13 protein-coding genes are annotated in these 21,180 nt (G+C 44.8%); 9 read left to right on the top strand and 4 right to left on the bottom strand.

The window, feature by feature from the left end:
• The first annotated feature begins 22 nt into the window (after window positions 1–22).
• The 9 genes from B3K91_RS08515 to B3K91_RS08475 all read left to right on the top strand — a co-directional run bounded on the left by B3K91_RS08515 (window position 23) and on the right by B3K91_RS08475 (window position 17,049).
• The gene (locus tag B3K91_RS08515; RefSeq protein WP_292590353.1) at window positions 23–4,750 is read left to right on the top strand and encodes an SLBB domain-containing protein; all 4,728 of its coding nucleotides are present in this window, start codon (window positions 23–25) and stop codon (window positions 4,748–4,750) included.
• 12 nt (window positions 4,751–4,762) lie between these two features.
• Window positions 4,763–5,425, top strand: a complete 663-nt coding sequence (locus B3K91_RS08510) for a CpsB/CapC family capsule biosynthesis tyrosine phosphatase (protein WP_214060328.1) — start codon at window positions 4,763–4,765, stop codon at window positions 5,423–5,425.
• Between the two features lie 14 nt (window positions 5,426–5,439).
• Window positions 5,440–7,650, top strand: a complete 2,211-nt coding sequence (locus B3K91_RS08505) for a GumC family protein (RefSeq protein WP_292590351.1) — start codon at window positions 5,440–5,442, stop codon at window positions 7,648–7,650.
• A gap of 102 nt (window positions 7,651–7,752) precedes the next feature.
• A complete protein-coding gene (locus B3K91_RS08500; RefSeq protein WP_292590350.1) occupies window positions 7,753–10,527 on the top strand; it encodes an O-antigen ligase family protein in 2,775 nt (924 codons plus the stop codon).
• Window positions 10,528–10,587: 60 nt separating this feature from the next.
• Entirely contained in the window at window positions 10,588–12,495 is a 1,908-nt protein-coding gene (metG, locus tag B3K91_RS08495; protein ID WP_292590348.1) for a methionine--tRNA ligase, read from the top strand.
• Window positions 12,496–12,517: 22 nt separating this feature from the next.
• On the top strand, window positions 12,518–14,944 hold the full coding sequence (gene gyrA, locus B3K91_RS08490; RefSeq protein WP_214079209.1) for a DNA gyrase subunit A: 2,427 nt from the start codon (window positions 12,518–12,520) through the stop codon (window positions 14,942–14,944).
• Between the two features lie 31 nt (window positions 14,945–14,975).
• Window positions 14,976–15,602 carry a transcriptional repressor LexA gene (lexA, locus tag B3K91_RS08485; protein WP_099828772.1) on the top strand — a complete coding sequence of 209 codons (627 nt, stop codon included), beginning with the start codon at window positions 14,976–14,978 and terminating at the stop codon, window positions 15,600–15,602.
• A 26-nt stretch (window positions 15,603–15,628) separates the two neighbouring features.
• Window positions 15,629–16,090, top strand: coding sequence for a ribose 5-phosphate isomerase B (gene rpiB / locus B3K91_RS08480; RefSeq protein ID WP_292590346.1), 462 nt, complete (start codon window positions 15,629–15,631; stop codon window positions 16,088–16,090).
• Window positions 16,087–17,049 (top strand): histone deacetylase family protein, encoded by a 963-nt coding sequence (locus B3K91_RS08475; RefSeq protein ID WP_292590344.1) that lies wholly within the window; start codon window positions 16,087–16,089, stop codon window positions 17,047–17,049. Before rpiB ends, B3K91_RS08475 begins: the two co-directional genes overlap by 4 nt.
• Window positions 17,050–17,102: 53 nt before the next feature.
• Here B3K91_RS08475 and B3K91_RS08470 read toward each other — a convergent pair whose 3' ends face one another.
• From B3K91_RS08470 to B3K91_RS08455, 4 genes are read right to left on the bottom strand one after another with little or no spacing between them, the layout of a single operon-like run.
• A complete protein-coding gene (locus B3K91_RS08470; RefSeq protein WP_292590343.1) occupies window positions 17,103–19,574 on the bottom strand; it encodes a POTRA domain-containing protein in 2,472 nt (823 codons plus the stop codon).
• Window positions 19,564–20,127 (bottom strand): ATP-binding protein, encoded by a 564-nt coding sequence (locus B3K91_RS08465; protein ID WP_292590342.1) that lies wholly within the window; start codon window positions 20,125–20,127, stop codon window positions 19,564–19,566. Before B3K91_RS08465 ends, B3K91_RS08470 begins: the two co-directional genes overlap by 11 nt.
• Window positions 20,118–20,837 carry a PHP domain-containing protein gene (locus tag B3K91_RS08460; RefSeq protein ID WP_292594638.1) on the bottom strand — a complete coding sequence of 240 codons (720 nt, stop codon included), beginning with the start codon at window positions 20,835–20,837 and terminating at the stop codon, window positions 20,118–20,120. The genes B3K91_RS08465 and B3K91_RS08460 overlap by 10 nt, the downstream gene beginning before the upstream one ends.
• Before the next feature lie 6 nt (window positions 20,838–20,843).
• Window positions 20,844–21,179 (bottom strand): iron-sulfur binding hydrogenase, encoded by a 336-nt coding sequence (locus B3K91_RS08455; RefSeq protein ID WP_214060629.1) that lies wholly within the window; start codon window positions 21,177–21,179, stop codon window positions 20,844–20,846.
• Between the last annotated feature and the right edge of the window lies 1 nt (window position 21,180).

Raw genomic sequence — 21,180 nt, 5'->3', positions numbered from 1 at the left:
AATTGAAGAAGGAGGAAGTTACATGCGTTTGAGAATCATCCCGCTTCTAATATTGCTTGTTATTACAGTTTCCCTTTTCGGATACTCGGTTAGACCAGGTGATCTGCTATCAATATCTGTTTATGGTTCAGGCGATCTTTCCAGCGAAGTACTTGTTGGTCCTGACGGTACCGCTTCTATTCCACCGCTAGGAAATATTGCTTTACTGGGAAAGACTCTCGAAGAAATCCAATCTTTGCTTTCTTCTCAGTTCTTAAATCAGGGCATCCTTACATCTAAACCACAGGTTACAGTATCTGTGAAATCATATGCACCATTCATGTTCTACATCCTTGGGGAAGTAAACAAACCAGGGGCGATAGAGTGGCATGAAGGCACGATCGGAATCTCTCAGCTTCTTGCCCTTGCTGGCGGGCTCCAGGATGGGGCAGATCTCTCTTCTGCCTTCGTTGTCTATAAGGATGGAACCAGAAAGCACGTCGATCTGTCTTCCATTTTGTCGGCAGGCGAAGCTTTGAAGGAGAAGATTACGGAAGGTTCAACCCTATACGTTCCAACGGGTACAAAAGCATGGATCTTGACTATGGGAGAGTTCAGGTCACCTACTCTAGTGAAATTCAATCCAGGCATTACGTTAACCCAGGTTATTGCTAAGTCGGGCGGCCTTGCCGAAACGGCCGACAAAGAAGAGATTCTGATCATTAGCGATGAATTCCAGGGCAACTCATCCTCAATAAACCTGAATAGTATACTATTTGGAAGAGTAAGCGACCCGGAAGTCCCCGCCGGGAGTATCGTAATAGCAAACGATTCTTCATCAAAATCCGTGAAACTTCTTGGTGAGTTCAACAACCCAACATCGCTACCATACCGTGAAACACTTACCCTTCTACAGGCAATTGGAGAGGCCGGCGGCCTAAGACAAACTGCATCAGAAGGATTGTACATTCTGAGAAGCGGCGTCGCGGTACCTGAGTCCTTTGAAGTCGATAAGCTCTTGAGCGGTTCAATCGAGGACGTGAAATTGAATCCGGGTGACACGGTCTTCGTTCCTCGTCTGCGAGAAAGGTTCGTCTATGTCGCTTCAGCATCATTCGGCGGAAAAGTAGAATTCAGCATCGACGAGAATCTTACTCTTGTAAATGCTCTGGTTAAGGTAGACCTATACGACCCATCTAGTCTCGATTCTGTCGTGATAGTTGAACCTTCTGGAAAACGTTATGACTCCATCGAAAAAGAGGATATGCTTCTCGAGGCAGGCTCGATGATTATTATGCCCCACGGAGAGAAGACGGTCTTTGTAACTGGAGAGGTTAGAAACCCAGGCTCTCTACCCTTTTCAAATTTCGAAGAAATCACTCTCAGTAGAGCAATTGCTAAGTCAGGCGGTCTTAGTGAAAAGGCAGGACTTGTCGAGGTTCTTATGAAAGATGGAACAAGGCTCTTGTCAATAGAAGAGGCCACTAGAAGCTCTCTGGTCCTAGAACCGCAATCTATCGTTCTTGTTAGGGAGAAAGAACAGCGATTTGTCTACGTTGTCTCTTCCACAGAGGGAGGAAGAGTCGACTTTCAAGAGAATGAAGCCTTCACCCTGAGAAACCTCCTTGCCAGAATCAATCTCCTTAATTTCAAGTCAAGCAAGTCCATTTCGATTATTAGTTCAAACGGTACTAATCTAGAGATCCCTGCCTCGGAGTTGGAAGAGAAGGATTACTTCCTTGAACCCGGCTCAATCGTAATTGTTCCTGACACCAGCACTTGGGTATACTTGTTTGGAGAAGTGGGAAGACCCGGAAAAATCGAGCTAGATGAAGATGACCTTCTCTTAACCAGAGCCATTAGCGCGGGTGGAGGATTTTCGCAAAATGCCGACATTTCTTCAGTACAGGTTCTTTCAGGAACGAAAATAATCGACATCGATCTCGATAGAGTTCTTAAAGGTCTTTCAATAGACCCAAAAATTGAGTATGACGATTTAATCTATGTTCCAAGAATCGACAACAGATTCGTGTACGTTATCTCCGACAACAGCGGAGGCAAAGTTGACTTCTCTTCGGGAGAGAAGATCACATTGAGAAACGCTCTGGCGAAACTAAATCTCGTAGAGATTTCCTCAGAGAAGGAAATAAGAGTGATATCTCCTGACGGCGGCGAAAGAAGGATTCCTATCAGTTCTCTAATAAAGACTGACTGGGAACTTGAGACAGGAAGTGTTGTGTTCTATCCGCAGGCAAGCAACGTGGCGAATGTTCTTGGGCGAGTAAGAAACCCCGGTACAATCACCCTGAAACCCGGTATCCCCTTCAACCTGGCTACCGTGATTTCCGCTGCCGGTGGTTTTGATGACTATGCTGACAGATACGGCATAACAGTAATTGACTCGAGAGCAGCCTCAATAACCGTATATACTATGGATGATCTATCGAAGGATACCCCTCCGTCTATTCCTGATGGAGCAACAGTCTTCGTGCCCGAGATAGAATCAAGATATGTGTACATTCTTGGTGGTGTAAAGGAGCCTGGGCTCAAATTGATTAGCAGAGAAGAACCGAATCCCACCCTGACAAAGCTAATAGCAATATCCGGAGGGTTAATCGATCCTCTATCAAAAAACGTTGAAATAGTTGAATCCGACCAACGCAAGAAACTTGACCTTCAGGCAGTTATAAAGGGCATATCACTTGATCCACAGATAACAAGTGGTTCAATAGTATACGTGCCCGAGACTTCAGAACGGTTCGTTTACGTTATCTCAAGAGAAAAAGGCGGGAGAGTTGACTTTTCTAGTAATGAGGAGATCACCCTTAGAACTGCCCTTGCAAAGCATAACCTGCTTGATTTTGACTCAAACAGTAGAGTAACTGTGATTCTCCCCGACGGAACAAGAAGAGAAAGACAGATCTCCGATCTCAAAGATAATGACATGGTACTTTCACCCGGATCGATAATCGTGTATCCCAACGTTCTCCGCCAGATATTTGTGGTTGGTGCGGTAAATAGCCCAGGATTAGTTCAGTTCGAACCAGGAGAAAAAGTTACATTGACTACTCTAATTGCAAGAGCTGGCGGGATGACGCCACTTGCACTCAGCAACAAGATACAGATAACAGATCCCTTTGGTAGAACTTCCACAGTAAGTGTTGACCCAATACTACTAGGAAAGGCCCTCGATCTTACGCTTGAAGATGGGTCCTTCGTATATGTACCAGTTTATGAGGCTGTTAGAGTGAATGTAATTGGAGAAGTTAGAAACCCGGGAATCGTCGAGTTTTACAAGAATGAGACCCCTAGCCTGATGCTAGCCATTTCCAAGGCCGGCGGTCTAACAAATAGGGCCGCTTCGAATATAAAGATCACAGATCAAGATAGAGAGATTCGCTGGTTCGATCTAATTGAAGGTGAAGACATTCATTTGTCGGCAGGTCAGACTGTGTATATTGCCGGAGATGACCGCTACGTTTATGTTAGCGGAGAGGTGAATTCTCCTGGCAAGTATGAGTTTTCCTTCGAAGAGGAGATCACTGTTCTCAGAGCACTTGCGAGAGCAGGAGGAGAGAAGATTACTGCTTCAGACCAAGTTAGGATTCTTATGCCTTCCGGAGAGATTCTCCCGATTAGTCTGGCTGAAGTCAAGAACGAAGGTAGAGACACGGTAATTGAAGCGGGAAGCACGGTTATCGTTCCAAGAAAGGTGATTAGGATAACTGTTCTGGGTGCAGTAAACAATCCAGGCCTCTACACATTTAGCGTAGATGAAAGCCATTCTCTTTCTGATGCAATAGCAAAAGCGGGCGGAATAGTTGACGAGAATCAGGTTGGAAAGATAGTAATTCATGATGGAAAATCCGTCAGCGAGTTCACCGCATCGGTTCTGCAAAAGCGAGGGGATCCTCTATCAGACAACTCATACATTTATGTGTCGAGCAAATCTTTGATATCAATCACAGTGCTCGGCGATGTAGTAAGACCTGGAAAGTACGAGATCAGCGGAGAAAAACCTTCATTGGCGACAGCGATTGCAGTTGCTGGAGGACTCGACAAATCAGTGACTACGCTCAGTCTTGTAGGAATCGATGGCACAATAAAGCTGGTAGATGCACTGAAGACCGAGGAACTGGCTAGAAGCTATGTTAAGGATGATGATACCATTGTTGCGCTAAGAAACTATGATTCATTCGTTACTGTCGTAGGAGACGTCAAGTCACCAGGCATATTCTCTGTTTCAGAATATGGGGAGCTTTCGCTTGCAGAACTACTGAGTCTTGCAGGGGGTCTTGCCAGCTTCGAAACCAGGGGCAGAATCTTCATCTCTTATTCCGGAAAGACTGAAGAAGTGATTACTACCCCGGAAGATTTCCTCACATTAACCAGAAGGATTGTCCCACCGGGGTCAACGATATATGTTCCTTATTCTGAACCCGCCAGAGTGTACGTCTTTGGCGAAGTGCAGAGACCGGGAGTTGTAAGGTTCTATGATGGCATAACGGCAATCGAGGCGGTCGTCGAGGCGGGAGGTCCCACAAGCTATGCAGTTTTAGGTAACGCGCTGCTGTTCCAGGACCCTGACAAACAGCCTCTGGTACTTGATCTTGATCAGCAGAAGGGGAAGCCTGCGAAAGGCAACGTTCCTTTGACGCCGGGAAACATCATTTTCGTTCCCCAGTCGTCTATCGTGAACATCAAAGACATCATGTCGATTGTTGCTTCATCGCTTAGCATAGTGAATTCGGCCGTCGGCATATTCAAGTGAGGTTGATCTGCATTGAATATCGACTCTCACTGCCATCTGCTCCCTGGAGTGGATGACGGTGTTGATAGTATTGAGGAGTCTCTGGCACTCCTTGAAGAAATGAAGCTCAAGGGGCTTCAGAGACTTTACTTGACACCTCACCTTTTTTCCCCGATGAGTCCTTCGGATCCTGAACAGATAGTGAAGAGATGGAACGAATACCATTTTGAACTGAACTCTCACTCAGTTGAAGTCTTGCTTGGCTCTGAGATATTCTTTAGACCAGAGATACTGGACGTCGATCTGATTACTATGGGTGGGTCAGACACTGTTCTATTGGAGCTTCCAACGCAGCGAAGACCTCACTATCTGTTTGAAGTGATCGAAAAACTGCAGGTCAAGGGATTAAGAATAATACTTGCTCATGTTGAGCGTTATGAATACCTTTTCAAAAAAGGCGGGTTGTTTTTTGGCAAGCAAGAGCTTACAGACGATATACTTAGGCTTAGAGACATGGGAGTTCTCTTTCAGGTAAACTGGAACAGTCTGGACAAGAATCCCAAGACTCGGGTTCTTATCAACGAGGGAATAGCCGAGATCATTGGAAGCGATAAACACAAGTCTGGCGACAACAGACTCTTCATAGATTTTCACGATGATCGATGTAGGTTTTTTTTGAACGATTACTATCTCTAGATGGAGGTGCTTTCGTGAGCGAGTTCGAGGGCAGCGATTATAGGGAACTAACTCTTGAAGACATTTTTAGAATGTTTAAGAAGCGAATGGTTCTCTTCGTTTCTATTGTACTTGCAGTAGTTGTTGTCACAGGCGTTTATCTCATTTTCGCTACGCCAATTTATGAAGCCAGCGTCACCATCAAGGTCGATCCAACCTCTCAATCATCTGTGGGGGATCTCTTTAGTAGTTCCCTTACAGGGAGCTCGGGATCGAATATCTCAACCGAGGTTGAACTTATTAAGAGCAGGACGAACATCGAAGAGATAATCGAAGTGCTCGGGTTGGTCGACAGAGTATATTCAGAAGAGACGAAGGCTCGGCTACTATCGGAAGGTTATTCGGACCGTGATCTAGTAGCTTCACTCACGCGAAGTATTTCATCAATGATAACTGTCTCACCTGTTAAGGATACCAGGATTGTCAGAGTCTCAGTTCAGAACAAGGACCCCGTTCTTGCGAGGGATATCGCCAATACCCTAGCCGAGGTTTACAATACCAAACTGGCAGAATTGTCAAAAAGAGACCTGACAAGAAAACGTGAATTCATTGAGGCACAGATCCCACTTCTGGAGAGCGATCTGAACGAGGCTACCGATAAGATAAAGCAGTTCAAAGAAGAAACAGGCATCTACGTACTCGACAAGCATGCCGATCAACTATTCCAAATGCTCAGCAACTATGACAAGCAGCACAACGAACTGATGATCTCCGCTGAAGAGAAGAAAGCAGAAATCGAAACTTACCAGAGTATGCTCGACGATTTTGACAGCACTGATTCAAAGAGCATAAAGGCACTTTGGGTTCAAACATCTGAGAGTTTTTCCGTAAACCCCGTGCTTACCAGTCTAAGACAGAGCCTTGCAACTCTTCAAGTTGAGCTTGCTTCGCTGGAGGAGCAATATCCAAAAACTGACCCTAGAGTGAGATCGAAAATCACAGAGATTTCGAAGACTGAGAGTTTGATTGCAGAACAGATTCAAAACGAGTTCATAATCTCAGGCCAGGGCATGACCTTGAATCCTGCGTACCAGCAGATAATAACTGGCGTCATCAGTTCAGAAGCAGGATTTCAAATCCTTCAAGCTTCGATTCAGGCAGTCGGTCTTTTGAGGGACCAGTATCAATCTGAACTGAGAAACCTGCCGGCAAAGGAGCAACAGCTGCTCGATCTTGAGAGGCAGATAGCAGTTAAAGAGAGCCTCTACACCTTGCTTCTGGAGAGACTTGAGGAGGCAAAGATCAGTGAAGCTGCCGTAGTTGGAAACGCTGCAATTGTCGACCCCGCGACCGTGCCTCAGTCGCCGGTGAAACCCAACAAGAAACTATCTCTGGCCATTGGAGGAGTTTTGGGGATCTTTCTTGGAATGCTAATGGTCTTTCTTGCCGAGTACCTCGACAAAACTCTCAAGACAGAGGAAGAGATAGAACGTTTCAGTAGGCAGCCGATAATCGGAAGAATTCCGAGTATCGAAGGAACAAGCGAAGAAATGTATGTCGAGAAAAACCCGACCGCCCCTTCTTCAGAATCGATAAAGCTTGCAGCAAGCAATCTCTCTTTCACGATGGGCGAGGGAAAGACAGTGGCAGTTACATCGGTTCTCCCTACTGAGGGAAAGAGTTTTGTAATTGCAAATATCGCCTATTCAATGGCAAACAGCGGTCAAAGAGTAGTCCTCTTGGACCTTGATCTGCGTCGCCCCAGGGTCGAAAAGATACTTAAAGCTGGCAAGAGAACCAAGGGCGCGGTGGATGTGATAATGGGAACTGCCTCAATTGATGAAGTTGTCGAGAACTACGCTGAAAACATGGATTTCATAGGGGTGGGAAGCATTCCCCCGAATCCCACAATAGTCCTTTCGTCGAAAAGGATCGACACTCTCCTTTCTGAACTGAAGCAGAGATATGACAGGGTTCTGATAGATATGCCACCGGCGGTTGTCACTTCAGACGTTTCTTTGGTGGGAAACAAGTTAGACGGAATCGTGCTAGTTGTTAGGCCCGGAAAGGCAATAAAAGATGGCTTGAGAATAGTTGTGGAGAATCTCAAGACCGTGGGAGTGAAGATTCTTGGAGTAATAGTCAATGGAGTAGATGAGAAGAATTCAAGCTATTACTACCACTACTATTACTATTACAACGAAGAAGGAAAAAGAAAAAAGAGAAGGAAGAGGACCAGCAAGTAGATGTTTCAGGCAATAACGTTGCTTTTTGGCAAGCTATGAAGACAACATATTGAGAAGGTATCTCTTTGTAGAATTCTAATCTCATTTTTCGAGGTGGTCTTAATGACGGAGAAGAAACACCTAATAGACTTCGAAACCATTGTTTATCTGATTCTGACTCTGTTTATTCCTTTGTTTGTCACCAAGGGATTCACACACGAGCCTTCAACCGGAAAACATCTCTTCTACGTTGTCGGATTCACAGTAATCTTCCTTTCTGTGTTTATTAGGAAGAGAGAGGTTTTGATGCGGTTTGGGTACGTACATCTGGCCTTTTTCGGAATCGGAATCGCTGCCTTACTCTCGTTGATTGTGGTTTCGATGGACAATCCTCAGTACTTCAGGTACTCTTTGGAGATTGCTCTTTATGTTGTGTTCCTTTCCTTCACCGCGATCTATATTTCCAGTAAATGGGACTCCGTCGAGAAGATTGAAGTAATTATGCTGTTCTTCTTGATTGGAGCAGCCGTTGTCGCAGCTGATGCACTCCTTAACTTCTACCTGGGATTTGACATTTTTCTAGGCAAGGTCGGAGAACCTTTTGCAAGAGCCTCCGCTAGATCGACTATTGGAAACCCGAATTTCGTCTCTGATTACATGGGCATGACAATTCCTATGATCTTCTATTTCCTGATCTCCAGAAGACCACTCGGGATTCTGTTCAAGAGTGCAAGAAGTCAACTTATCCTTAAGATAATCATGCTGGTATTCTTGATTCCGATGGTAGCCTCTGTATTTGTATCACAGACGAGAACGGTAATAACTGCGATATTCATAGGCAATCTACTATTCTTGCTATTGTACTTCTTCTTGAGGAAAGGAAAGAAGCCAGAAGCTCTGGAAACCTCTGAAGAGAAGAAGTTGAAAAGACTCTCACTCATCTTTCTTCTGTTGGCTCTAGTAATCATAGCCGTATTGTCATATCTTTATCTCACACCATCTCCCCTGACCGGCGACGGAAAAATCAATATCACTGCCAGACTTGAATATGTATTAACTTCCTCTGGATCGTGGAAAGAGAGGTTCTCAGCATGGTACAACTCGCTTTTCCAGTGGCTCGATGATACCAATAAGCTGAGAATTCCTTTCGGGAGTGGAATCGGAACGTTTCAGCTGTATCATCTCTTATACAGTCCTCAAGTACTTAACCATAGTCCTGACTTCATGCCTGTATGGAATAATTTCAAGAGGACTCACAACGACTACGTCCAGGGTCTGGGAGAGATGGGAATCATCGGCCTCCTCTTCATTGTATTGATGGTCGGCCTACTGGTCTTCAGGTACGTAAAAAACTTGTTCAGAATAGACAATAAGAGGGATCTGCTGCTTTATGGCTCCCTGGGAGCGGGAATATTTTCCCTGGCAGTTCACAGTTTCTTTGAATTTCCTCTCCACATGCAGCCAAATCTTATGCTGGCCATCTTTTTGGGATCTATCGCCGTTGGAAAGTACTTCAATCCAGATCTGAAGGAAAGAAAGCTTCCAAGAGTTCCTGCTGTGATTGCCTTGTTCGCTATAGCCGCCGTACTGATCTTCCTGAAGACGTCGGCGTTTCTTGGAGAGGGCTTCTTCAGAATTGGACAAACTAACCAGCAGTATTATCTTGCTTACTATAATCAAGCACAGAACATCAATCTAAGTGCTCTTCAGCAAATCAAGAATGAGATCAGCACTTTCTCTGGCAACTACGCTCACCTGCAAGATGTCGCGAGTTATATGAATGTGAAGGGAAGCGAGATCCGATCGAAGTATCCTGGCGCCAATCAAATCGATCTTCTTGAGCTAGCTGAAAAAGAGAGACAGAGCGAGATCAGAAAACTATTGGATGAGATAAACAATCGAATAAACCAGTACAACTTCTATATTTCCAAGGCGGCGGAGTTCTATGATAAGGCATTAGCCGATTTCAAACTTTCAAACAGACTGTATCCCGTATTTGGCAAACCCTTATGGTATATTGCAGGCCTGGGAACAAAGGCACAGCGACTTGAGACAGCGAGAGACAACCCGGAGCTCATGAAATCGATTCTAACAGGGAAGGATGAGTATTCCTCTGACATAATACTTGAGTTCAAGGGAGATCCCGAAATAATTCCGGTTCATAGAACAAGCATTAGAACTCTTCCGTTCGCTGAGTTCTTCCAGAAGCACGCTTCGGTTTTCGACAATCCTGAACTTGTGTCGGGCTTACAGCTTTACTTCATTACACAGATTCAGATGATACTCGATGCTGCCGACTACTATGAATCATCTGTTATACTGTTCAGCGAGCGCCAGACGCCAAGGATTCTTGGCCGCCTATACACAAGCTTGAATAGCGAACTCAAGAAGTACTTCAACTTCATCAATTCTAGAGAAAGCACTGTGGTCTCTGCCTTTGGAGAAAGCGGAGAGTTCAGGCAGATAATCATAGATCTGGTATACGAAAGTGGTGATCGAGCAACTTACTGGTTTGATCTTGCGATCACTCTTCTTCCCGGCACATGGAACAGATACCCGGACTGGGAGGACATCTACATTGAATATTTGAACTCAATACCCTCGATTGTTGATTCTATAGATGCACAGAAACTGAAGATACTTGAGGTTGTCCGGAAACACGTATGGGCCTGTGAGAACATGGGACCGGCAACTCCAGACGAAACACTGCAATTCGCAGTACAGTGGGGCAGATCAAATCTATCTGGAGAAGAATTAAGTAGCTTCGAGCAAAATCTGAAAAATATTTACGAAAGAGTGGTCAATCTAAATAGGGATCTGATTGAGAAGACGCCCAATCTTCCAGAGAAAACCGTTGATCAGATACAAAGCTTAATCTCGCTCTTCGAAACGCTTTGAGTGATTTTCCCTGGTATACATTTAGCTAGGTAAATGATATAATACTTCTGGAGGTGTCCTGTGAAGAAGTTCTATGTTACCACGCCAATATACTACATAAATAGTGAGCCTCACATTGGCTCTGCCTATACTACAATAATTGCAGATGTAATTGCCAGATACAGGAGACTCTCCGGCTATGAAGTATTCTTCCTCACTGGCACCGATGAGCACGGTCAAAAGGTCTTGAATGAAGCGCTAACGAGAAATATCAATGCTCAGGAATACTGCAATATAATGGCCGCCAAATTTAGAAAGCTCTGGAAAGATCTTGAATTGACGAACGATGGGTTCGTGAGAACTACTGATGAGAATCACATGAGAGCCGTGCAGGAATTCGTTTCACGACTAAAGGAAAACGGTGATATTTATAAGGGGAGATATGAAGGGTGGTACTGCATACCAGATGAAACTTTCTGGAATGAGGAAGATCTGAAGGAAGGAAAGACTTGCCCAGAATGTGGTCGCGAAGTGAAATGGGTGAGTGAAGAGAACTACTTTTTTAGACTTTCTAAGTACAATGATCCTCTTCTCAAACTCTACAAAGAGAACCCTGAATTTGTCCAACCGGATTTTAGAAGAAATGAAATGCTGAAAATTCTCGAATCCGGGCTGAAGGATTTAAGTATAACGAGAACGTCTTTCAATTGGGGGGTACCGATGCCTGACGATCCAGAACACGTGATTTATGTTTGGGTGGACGCGCTGATAAACTACTTGAGTGCAATCGAGTTCCCGAATGATCACGACTCCTTTGAACGGTATTGGCCCGCCGATGTGCATCTGATTGGAAAGGAGATAAATCGTTTTCACTCGATTATTTGGCCAGCTATGCTTATGTCTGCTGGAATCTCTTTGCCTAAGCAGGTTTATGCCCACGGATGGCTAACAATTAATGGTCAGAAGATCTCCAAGTCATTGGGAAACGCGATAAGTCCGATGACCTTTGTCAAGGTTTACGGTAACGACGCTCTGAGATACTACCTCCTAAGGGACATCCAGTTTGGTCGCGATGGCGACTTTTCCGAAGACAACCTTATTGGCAGGATCAACGCAGATCTTGCAAACGATCTGGGTAATCTTCTGCATAGAACAGTCGTTATGATTCAGAAGTTCAATGACGGAGTTGTTCCTGAAAGAGGCGTAGAAGAGATGGTTGATGAGTCCCTTAAAGAGCTTTCGGAAAGCACCTTTTCCACATATGTGGACTCAATGGATAGACTCAGGTTCACACAGGCACTTGAAAGTGTCTGGGAACTCATAAGATATGGTAACAAATACATCGATCTGACTGAGCCATGGAAGCTCGGGAAAGACAACGAAAAGAAAAAGAGACTAGACACTGTCCTGCACAATCTTGTTTGTGTTCTTGGAAATGTGTCGTTAATGATTGAACCGGTTATGTTCAATACTGCAAAGGAGATTCGAAAACGATTAGGTATTGAGTCGAGAATGACTCTTCAAGACCTTGACTGGGCCGATCCGTATTCTGGAAGTAGAGTCAGTCACGGTGAACCGATTTTTCCGAGAATTGACATAGAAAAACATAAGAAGGTGACAGATTTGAACGGTCAGGATACTAAGCCCGAAACTGAAAATAACGTTCTAATATCAATCGACGAATTCACCAGGGTTGAACTTAGGGTGGCGGCTGTAATTGAGGCGGAGAACGTTCCGAAATCCAAGAAACTTGTCAAGTTGCAGCTCGATCTAGGTGAACTTGGCAAGCGGCAGGTCGTAGCTGGAATCGCTCAATTCTACAGCCCGGAAGAATTGGTCGGTCTGAAGGTGGTGGTGGTCGCTAATCTTCAACCTGCAAAACTGATGGGGATTGAGTCAAACGGGATGCTTCTTGCCGCAAAGATAGGAAATGCGCTTTCACTGCTAACTGTTCATAAGGATCTGCTTCCAGGCGCCAAAGTCTCATGACAAGTAGAGGAGGAATAAGTCTTTGCCCGAAGAAATTATCCACAAGAATATTGATGATGAACTGATTAATTCATACATGCTCTACTCTATGAGCGTTATAGTAGGGAGAGCGATTCCGGATCTGCGCGATGGTCTGAAACCTGTTCAGAGAAGGATTCTTTTCGGGATGTCGGAATTGGGTCTTCGCCATAATCAGAGTTTCAAGAAAAGCGCTCGTATAGTCGGAGAAGTCATGGGAAAGTTCCATCCCCACGGCGATGCTGCCATTTACGACGCTCTAGTGAGAATGGCTCAACCATTCTCTATGCGTTATCCTCTTGTCGAAGGGCAGGGCAACTTCGGATCAGTCGATAGAGATCCTCCTGCTGCAATGAGGTATACCGAAGCACGAATGCAAACTCTTGCAGAAGAATTGCTTCAGGACATCGATAAGAGCACCGTACCGATGATGCCGAATTTCGATGGGTCTCTTTCAGAACCTGATGTGCTTCCTACGAAAATCCCAAACCTACTCCTGAATGGCACTTCTGGAATTGCCGTGGGAATGATGACGAGCATACCACCACACAACCTAATCGAAATCGTTGATTCCCTAAATCTGCTGATAAAGGATCCAGATTGTACGGTTTCCGATCTCTTGAAATTCGTGAAGGGACCGGATTTTCCTACTGGCGGAATGATAATGGATGCTGGATCCATCCCTTCAATATATGAGGAGGGGAAAGGAAGAATCACCGTTAGAGCTATTGCCGAGATTGAAGAGTCAGGTGGAAGTCCTCAAATAGTTGTCCATGAGATACCTTACAACACATCGAAGGCAGATCTAATTCAGCAGATAGTTAGCGCAACTCAGAACCACCGCGACCTTCAGATAAGAAACATAAGGGATGAGTCCGATCAAAAAGGGCTCAGGGTAGTTATTGAACTGAAACGCGGTGCCGATCCTAACGTAGTCCTTAATCTTCTTTTCAAGCATACACAGCTTCAAACAACCTTTAGCGTGAACATGCTGGTTATCGACGAGAAGAAGCGCCCAAGAGTAATGAATCTTAAGCAAATACTTCAGGGCTTTCTTTTTCACCGGTTCAATGTAATTAGAGCAAAGACTGAATACGATCTTGAGCAAGCATCCAGAAGAGCTCACATTGTAGAGGGGCTGACGAAGGCGACAAGATCTATTGATACAGTTGTAGACATAATAAGGAATTCGGCTAATACGGAAGAGGCATCCAGGAATCTGATGGAAACACTTGAAGTAACTGAGGAGCAAAGCGCCGCGATTCTAGACATGCGAATGGGTAAGCTTACAGGAATGGAAATCGAGAAGCTTCTCGGTGAGTACAGGGATTTGGTAGCCAAGATCAACGAGTACAGATTGATTCTAGGAAGTGATGAAAAGGTCTATGAGATCATTGTTAAGGAGCTCGATGAAATAAAGACCAAGTACGGAGATGCTAGACGCACTAGGATTGATTTGGGCAATGGAAGGGATTTTGACATCGAAGACATGATTCCGGATGAAGAGATCGTCTTGATGGTAACAAAGAAGGGGTACATAAAATCTACACCTCTTGAAAGTTACAGAAAGCAAGGGCGTGGTGGCAAAGGCGTCATCGGAGTAAGAACGGGCGAAGAGGATTTCGTTGTCAACATTCTTACAACAACCAGGCTTAGCAAGACAGTTATCATCACATCAAAGGGAAAAGCATACGTACTTAGCAACCACATCATCGATCACTCTTCGAGAGACTCAAAGGGAAAGCTTCTCGCCAACTACATCAAGATCGATCCCGATGAGAACGTACAGGCAGTCCTTTCAACGAGAAAGGAAGAGGTTCAAGGAAAGCATCTGGTTATTACCACTAGATCTGGCAAGATCAAGAAGACGGTATTCGAGGCCTTCCTGAATGTGAGGGTATCTGGAATTAGGGCAATCGGTTTGAACGAGAACGATAGGGTGATAGATGCTTCACTTGCATCAAGGGAAGATGATACCATTATTATTTCAACAAGGAACGGTATGGTAACTAGATTTCCGCTTGTACAGGTACGTGCAATGGGAAGAGGAGCAGCAGGAGTTATGGGCATAAGACTGAAGAAGAATGACGAGGTCGTTGGAGCCAGCATCGTTTCTGCTGACGACAAAAGATTCCTCCTGACAACTACAGAAAAGGGAGGAGGAAAGAGAACCTGCATTTCCGAGTATAGATGCCAGAATCGTGGAGGCATGGGTGTAAAGAACATCTACGGACTCGAGAAGATCGGTCCTGTTGTCGGAACTCTCGTAGTGACCAGCGAAGACGAGATTATTCTTGCGACCAAGTTGGGCATGTCAATAAGAATTCCTATCTCACAAGTTAGACCGACCGGAAGAATAACCAAGGGAGTTAGGATAGTGGACCTAAAAGAAAACGATACCGTCGCTACGATGGCAGTTGTCGTTGATTAGTAACCCAGCCAAGAATAGGGGGTGTAATGAATTGACTCTGACCGAGAAACAAAAGAAGATCCTGGAGTACATTGAGAATTTCATTAAGCTCTATGGTTACCCGCCTAGCATAAGAGATATCTGCAGAGACTTTGAAATATCTTCTCCAAGGGGAGTGGCAAAGCATCTTGAGTCACTTGAGAAGAAGGGTTACATTGAAAGAACCGGCGTTTCTCGAGGAATAAGAGTCTTGAAGAGTCCTGACGGCTCATCGCTTGAACCTGGCGAAGATGTTGTCATGCTCCCTGTTATTGGTAACGTAGCAGCGGGTGAGGCTGTCCAAGCTGTCCAGACTGAGGAAGAGAAAATTCCTGTTCCTTTGTGGATGATAAGAAGAGGTTTTGAATACTACATGCTGAAAGTAACCGGAAACAGCATGATTGACTCTCATATCATGAGCGGTGACTTTGTTATCATTAGAAAACAGGAATGGGCTAATAACGGTGATATTGTTGTGGCCCTAATAGACGACGAGTATGCTACCCTTAAGAGATATGAGAACGAGGGACCTAAGATTAGGCTGGTGCCTTCAAACCCGGAGATGCTTCCAATTGTCGTTGAAGCAAACAGGGTGAAAATCCAGGGACGGCTTTCCGGTGTACTCCGCTGGTACAAATAGCAAAGCCATTTCTAAGGAGTATGAACATGAAAATCGCAGTTGCTTCTGATCACGCTGCCTATCAGCTCAAAGATTTCGTTGTAAACTACATCAGAGAAAAGGGGCATTCAGTGGTCGACTTCGGTCCTGAATCTGGTGAACGATCTGTTGATTACCCAGACTATGCTGATAAGGTATGTAAGTCGGTAACCACCGGAGACTCCGACTTCGGTGTTTTACTATGTGGGACTGGAATTGGCATGTCGATTGCCGCAAACAAATATCGGGGTGTTCGCGCTGCTCTTTGTCTATTTCCGGAAATGGCCGAACTTGCCAGAAGACACAACCACGCTAACGTTCTCGTGCTGGGTGGAAGGTTGATAGGCAGCGAACTCGCCGGTTGGATAGTGGAAGCTTTTCTCACTTCAACTGAAGAGGGCGGACGTCACCAGGTCAGAGTGGACAAGCTTGAGACTGGACCTTCCGGGGACAGGGTGAATGGAAATTGATAACTTACTATGACAGAAGACATCTCTTTCATCTACCTATGAAAGAACTGGAAGACGGTCTTTGGATCGAAAATCCGGACAAACCTGAAAGGATAGAGGCAATCCGCAGCACGCTGGAGACCGCGGGCTTTCGTATTAGGGAACCAAGGGATTACCACTGTTCTCATCTTTATCAGGTGCATACACCAGAATACGTTGAATGGTTAAGAGAAAAGAGTCTCTCAGTATCAAGAGACAGAGAGTACTTCCCCGAGGTCTTTGGATATGACAAACTCTTCGATACTGGCACGCCGGTCACCTCGGGTTGCTATGTTGGAGGGCTTGCTGCCGTTTCCACAGCCTTAAACGCCGTCGATTCAATCCTCGACAGTGAGAGTGTTTCCTATGCTCTTTGCCGACCCCCAGGACATCATGCCGGTATATCGACTGGTGGAGGATACTGCTACTTCAACAATGCAGCAATTGCCGCGCGATACTACCAAAAACACACTAGAGGCTTCGTTGCAATTCTTGACGTCGATTTCCATCACGGAAACGGAACTCAGGAGATCTTCTACTACGACGACACGGTATTCTATGTCTCCATTCATGGCGATCCAAAGATATTCTACCCCTGGATAAGCGGCAACTCTTGGGAGATTGGTTCCGATTCGGGCGAAGGCTTCAACATGAATTTCCCTCTTCCGGGTGGCACAGAGGGACCTGAATATATGCGAACTCTTTCGAAAGCACTTCAGGAAATCGATGATTTTTCCCCTGACTTGCTTATTATTTCTCTTGGAGTTGACAGCCACAAAGACGACGGGATAGGCCATTTCAGTTTGAACAATGAGGACTTCTCAATGATGGGGAAACTCATACAGGAAGTTGATGTTCAAAAGCTTATTGTACAGGAGGGTGGCTACAACCCTGTTGCGAACTCAGAATCTGTGCTTAACTTTTTGACTGCAGTAGTTTAACCTTGACTCACCAATAAAGAAAGCGCGGCTAAAGCCGCGCTTTCTTTATCTTCTTAGAATGCAGGCCCAAAACCAAAGAAGGGAGTTCCATAATACGGCTTGCCATACTTGGAATTCTGTTCAGCAAGGCTCGTGTTGTATCCGTAACCAAGACGAACCAACCCAATCATTGGAATTGATATATCTATGCAAAGACCAAAGTCAGCAAGAAAGTTTCCTCCGATTATGTCCCCGCCCGAACTGTTCCGATAGAAAAGCAAGTCGCCGAACCCAACTATGTCAACAGGTATTGACGATGTTTCCGGTGTCAACGGATATCTCAGCTGGGCAGAACCGACAGTTACACCGTAGGAATTCTGGCCGATACTCTGAGAACCCCTTACCCTAATGAGAGAGTCCGGGCTAAACAGATAGTTTCTGAAGACACCGTTTGAAGAGAGCGGGAAAAGCTGCTGCGTTCTTATTCTGAAGCCAAGAACTGGATCTCCTATTGACATGAAATTCTTGTACTCTGCATATCCCGAAAGGAACAGTTTGTCGTCCTTCCCAAGGATACCTCTAGCAGTGAGGCCGGCAAGATACTCACTTCCCATTGTCGGCCTTAGGATGTCATCTCGGGTAGAGAGCTGATAACTTATCCCAGTAAACAGCCCGTCAAAGCTTTCCGAGACGCTCCCAGTATCGTCGCCAGTCGCAGGCTTGGTCTCTGTAGAAACCTTGCTCTCTGACATAATATACTCATACCCCGCAGTGAACCCAATTTTCTGTCCGGGTGACAGCTTGTAACTTGGAGTAAATGAGAACATGAACTCTGTATCCTGAGAAGCTTTGGTTACTATGGTATCGGTGGAATCGATTGTTGTCGTAAATCCAGTAAATTTCAGTCTGAAGGCCGTGTCCAAGTCAAGCCTGGAACCACCGATCTTGGGAATCGAATAGCCTACAGTGGCATCAAAGGCAGGTCTTCTCGTTGTTGTTTCCGTGGCTCCTTCAGTCACAAAAACTTCTTTGTTGTTGGGCATTGGAACGGTAACACTGAACGTAGTTGAGATATTCTGACCATAACCCCACACATTGAGCAGTCCGAGATCAAGATAAAGATTCAGACCATTCTGCCATCCTCCGCCGCCACCAATCCTGTTGTTTTTATCGGTTTCCATAAGTGTGATCTTCACATCCAATGCATCGCTACCTACAGGAACAGGAGCAATATCCACTTTCGAGAAGTAACCTGTGTTGTTTAGGAAGGCATATGTGTTTCTAAGCTCATCCAAGGACAAAACCTTACCCTTCTCAATGACGATTTTGTCATTGATGAGATAATCCTGAGTCTTCTTTGGACCATCAAATTCAACTGTTACATCTCTCACCAAAGGCTCAGTTATCTTCAGACTGAAGAAGCCGATTTTTTCATCAATTACCGGCTCAATTCTCATAAAGGGATAACCCCTATCGGTGTATAAGTCTTGAACTGCCTGAATTGCCTTTGTCGCAATCTCGTTGTCAACCATCTGACCTTCAGCAAGACCGGTCTGTCTAAGGATTTCTCCTTTCTGCAAGTTAACGCTCCCCTCAATAAAGACACTTCTCAATTCGAATCCCGATTTTACATACTCTATCGGCGTGAAAGTGATACTCATTGATAATGCGCTGCTTTCCCTAACTTCATCGGGAAGCGTCACCTGTCTCACGCTTTTCAGGGCGTTATTCAATGTCACGATCATCGCCTGATAAGTTCTGTCATCGAATCCCCACTGTCCGTTTGAATTAGCATAATAAGTGGAGTAAATCGTCTGAACGACTCTGTTAATGTCTTCGACTCTTGGAACATACTTTTTCTTAGAATTGACCCATCTAATCAGGATCGAAGTATCGTAATACTTTTTCAAATAATCTATCTCCAATCTACTAAGGAGATAGGATTTAGCTTCATCCGATATTGGAGCATCGATCGAAAGCTCCCACAGGAAAGAGATTTTAACTGTAAAAGTGACCTTCACCTTATCAGTAACATTACCTGAAAAAATGTCGGCTCTGTCTTTATCGGTCTCCCACTCTACCCGTACAAACGGTTCTATATAACCGCTTTCAGCCAGTTTGCTCTCTATTGCTTCTAGGGTTAAGGGAATATCATACATCAACCTTGAAGGATTCATAGGTTTGCCACTCTTGATAACTGAAGCAGCTTCGAGTAGAGATGTTTCAACGATTTTCGGACCGTCGAAAACAACTGAAACCTCTACAACAGGGTACTCTTTGACCTGAACTGTCAGAAGTCTGGATGCTTCATCGAAGCTGTGATAAACATCGGAAAAGTAACCACTGTTCTTCACTCTCTCTATCGCCTCTTCAAGTTCAGAACCGCTTATTTCCTTTCCACGCTGAATGTTCAGAATCTCTAGAACTTCGTTGTCTGAGATCACTCTGTTGTCAAGAACAGCGATCCTTGACGGAACGATGCTTGCCAAACCAAACCCACATAGCAAAAGCATACTGAGAATAATCGATAATCTTCTAATGGACATCCGATAAACCTCCCAATGAAATTTCTGCCTCCTGAAGAATTTCAAGAATCATCTTCATTTTGACTGGAAAAACGAAACAGTCGTTCCCCAGAACTTCTCTGAATTGAGCCGAGGAGAAAGAATAACCATCTTCATCTAGAACTCTCTCTATTGTCCAGTCTACATTTTCTTTCATAGTAATCACAGCAAATAGAGTCGATGGGACATCACCTACAGGCTGGCAGTCGACACTTGAAAGAATGAACAGTGCGCTAACCTCTGTACCAATCCCAGGCTCTGAACGAATTTCGAAGTTGCCTCCCGTAGATTCAGCTGCAAACTTCAACATCGGCAAGCCTAATCCGAACTTGACTTTCTTTTTCTTTTCCGTATAGAAAGGATCCATGACTGCTTCCAAAGATTGAGCATTAATCCCCTTACCCCAATCCACAACCGAGAAAAAGAGAGTCTCTTCCTTCCTTTCTTCGATCGTTAACTTCGCTGTTTTTGTTCCAGAATCTACTGAGTTCTGAGCAATATCCAGTATATGGTCGCAGATTGTTCTCAGTCCCATATTATCCTCAACGCCCTTCCTGAGGAAAAAATCGCAGCTTTGAACTCCTCGAAGCTTCTTGTGCTGGCCGAAATTGCCACTGTGGGCTTGATTAGGTCTAAACTGTGTGCATCACTTGAATGTATAATGTTTTTCGTCTGCAGCCCCCGCTTCAGAGTCCGTTCAAAAGAAATCTCCATGGGCACTTCTATACATTCTTCTGGTACAAGTCCGAGCTGCACAATGAGACCCATTTTCCTATCAATATGAGCCATTACTGAAATCCCACCATTCTCTTCTACAGTCTTAAGAGTCTCAGAAATGCTCAGAGAAGCTGGCTGTCCAAGCCAGATTTCCTCCATACCTACAAAAGAATCATTCTCATCAACCAACAACTGATAACCAGATATCTCAGGGTCTATCGTAACTATCGGAAGCTTCTCTCTCTTAAGAAATGCAGAATACCCTTCTGCTGACGAAACATCTGGAAAATATGCTAATACGTGAACATCCTCAAGTGTGTGTACTTCTACGCCGGGGATCACGGAAACCCCCACTTCTTGAAGAACACTGCTGAAAACTCTAACGTTACCCGCACTGTTATGATCCGTAATAGCAATCCAATCGATCCCTCTTGATACACATACTTTTGCAATCTCGCCTGGCGTCATTGTAATTTCGGCACATGGAGAGAGACAGCTATGAATGTGAAAGTCACAAAGAAACTGCAAAACACTTCAGCCCTTCAAACCACTCTCTATTAGCCTGTAAGCAAGATCGAAGGTAGTTTCTTCGCTTTCCATAAGGACGATTCCCGTTTCCTCGGCCTTTCTAATAGTCGCGGCGTCGAAGTGAAGACCATTACACAACACAATTGCTTTGACCCCTACAATAGTGGCAACTGCCAGAATATTCATATGAGACTGAACAGTCAACCAGATAGAATTCGATGGGGCATTTCCCATTACGTCGCTAAGCAAGTCTCCAATGTAAGCATCCGATATGTCAGCCTCAAGAGGTAAGTCTGTGACTACTTTTGTCCCACATTTGTCAACCAGTTCGCTCAATCTCATG

It is taken from the genome of Mesotoga sp. UBA5847 (genome assembly GCF_002432735.1).
In the GTDB taxonomy this organism is placed as follows: domain Bacteria; phylum Thermotogota; class Thermotogae; order Petrotogales; family Kosmotogaceae; genus Mesotoga.
Note: the sequence above shows the minus strand (reverse complement) of the source record. Positions and strands in the feature narration are given on the sequence as shown.

What these genes read in the sequence shown, in the direction of transcription:
- B3K91_RS08515 (WP_292590353.1), top strand. Translation starts at nt 23, where the DNA reads ATGCGTTTGAGAATCATCCCGCTTCTAATATTGCTTGTTATTACAGTT.
- B3K91_RS08465 (WP_292590342.1), bottom strand. Translation starts at nt 20,127, where the DNA reads ATGGGACTGAGAACAATCTGCGACCATATACTGGATATTGCTCAGAAC.
- B3K91_RS08455 (WP_214060629.1), bottom strand. Translation starts at nt 21,179, where the DNA reads ATGAGATTGAGCGAACTGGTTGACAAATGTGGGACAAAAGTAGTCACA.
- B3K91_RS08470 (WP_292590343.1), bottom strand. Translation starts at nt 19,574, where the DNA reads ATGTCCATTAGAAGATTATCGATTATTCTCAGTATGCTTTTGCTATGT.
- B3K91_RS08500 (WP_292590350.1), top strand. Translation starts at nt 7,753, where the DNA reads ATGACGGAGAAGAAACACCTAATAGACTTCGAAACCATTGTTTATCTG.
- rpiB (WP_292590346.1), top strand. Translation starts at nt 15,629, where the DNA reads ATGAAAATCGCAGTTGCTTCTGATCACGCTGCCTATCAGCTCAAAGAT.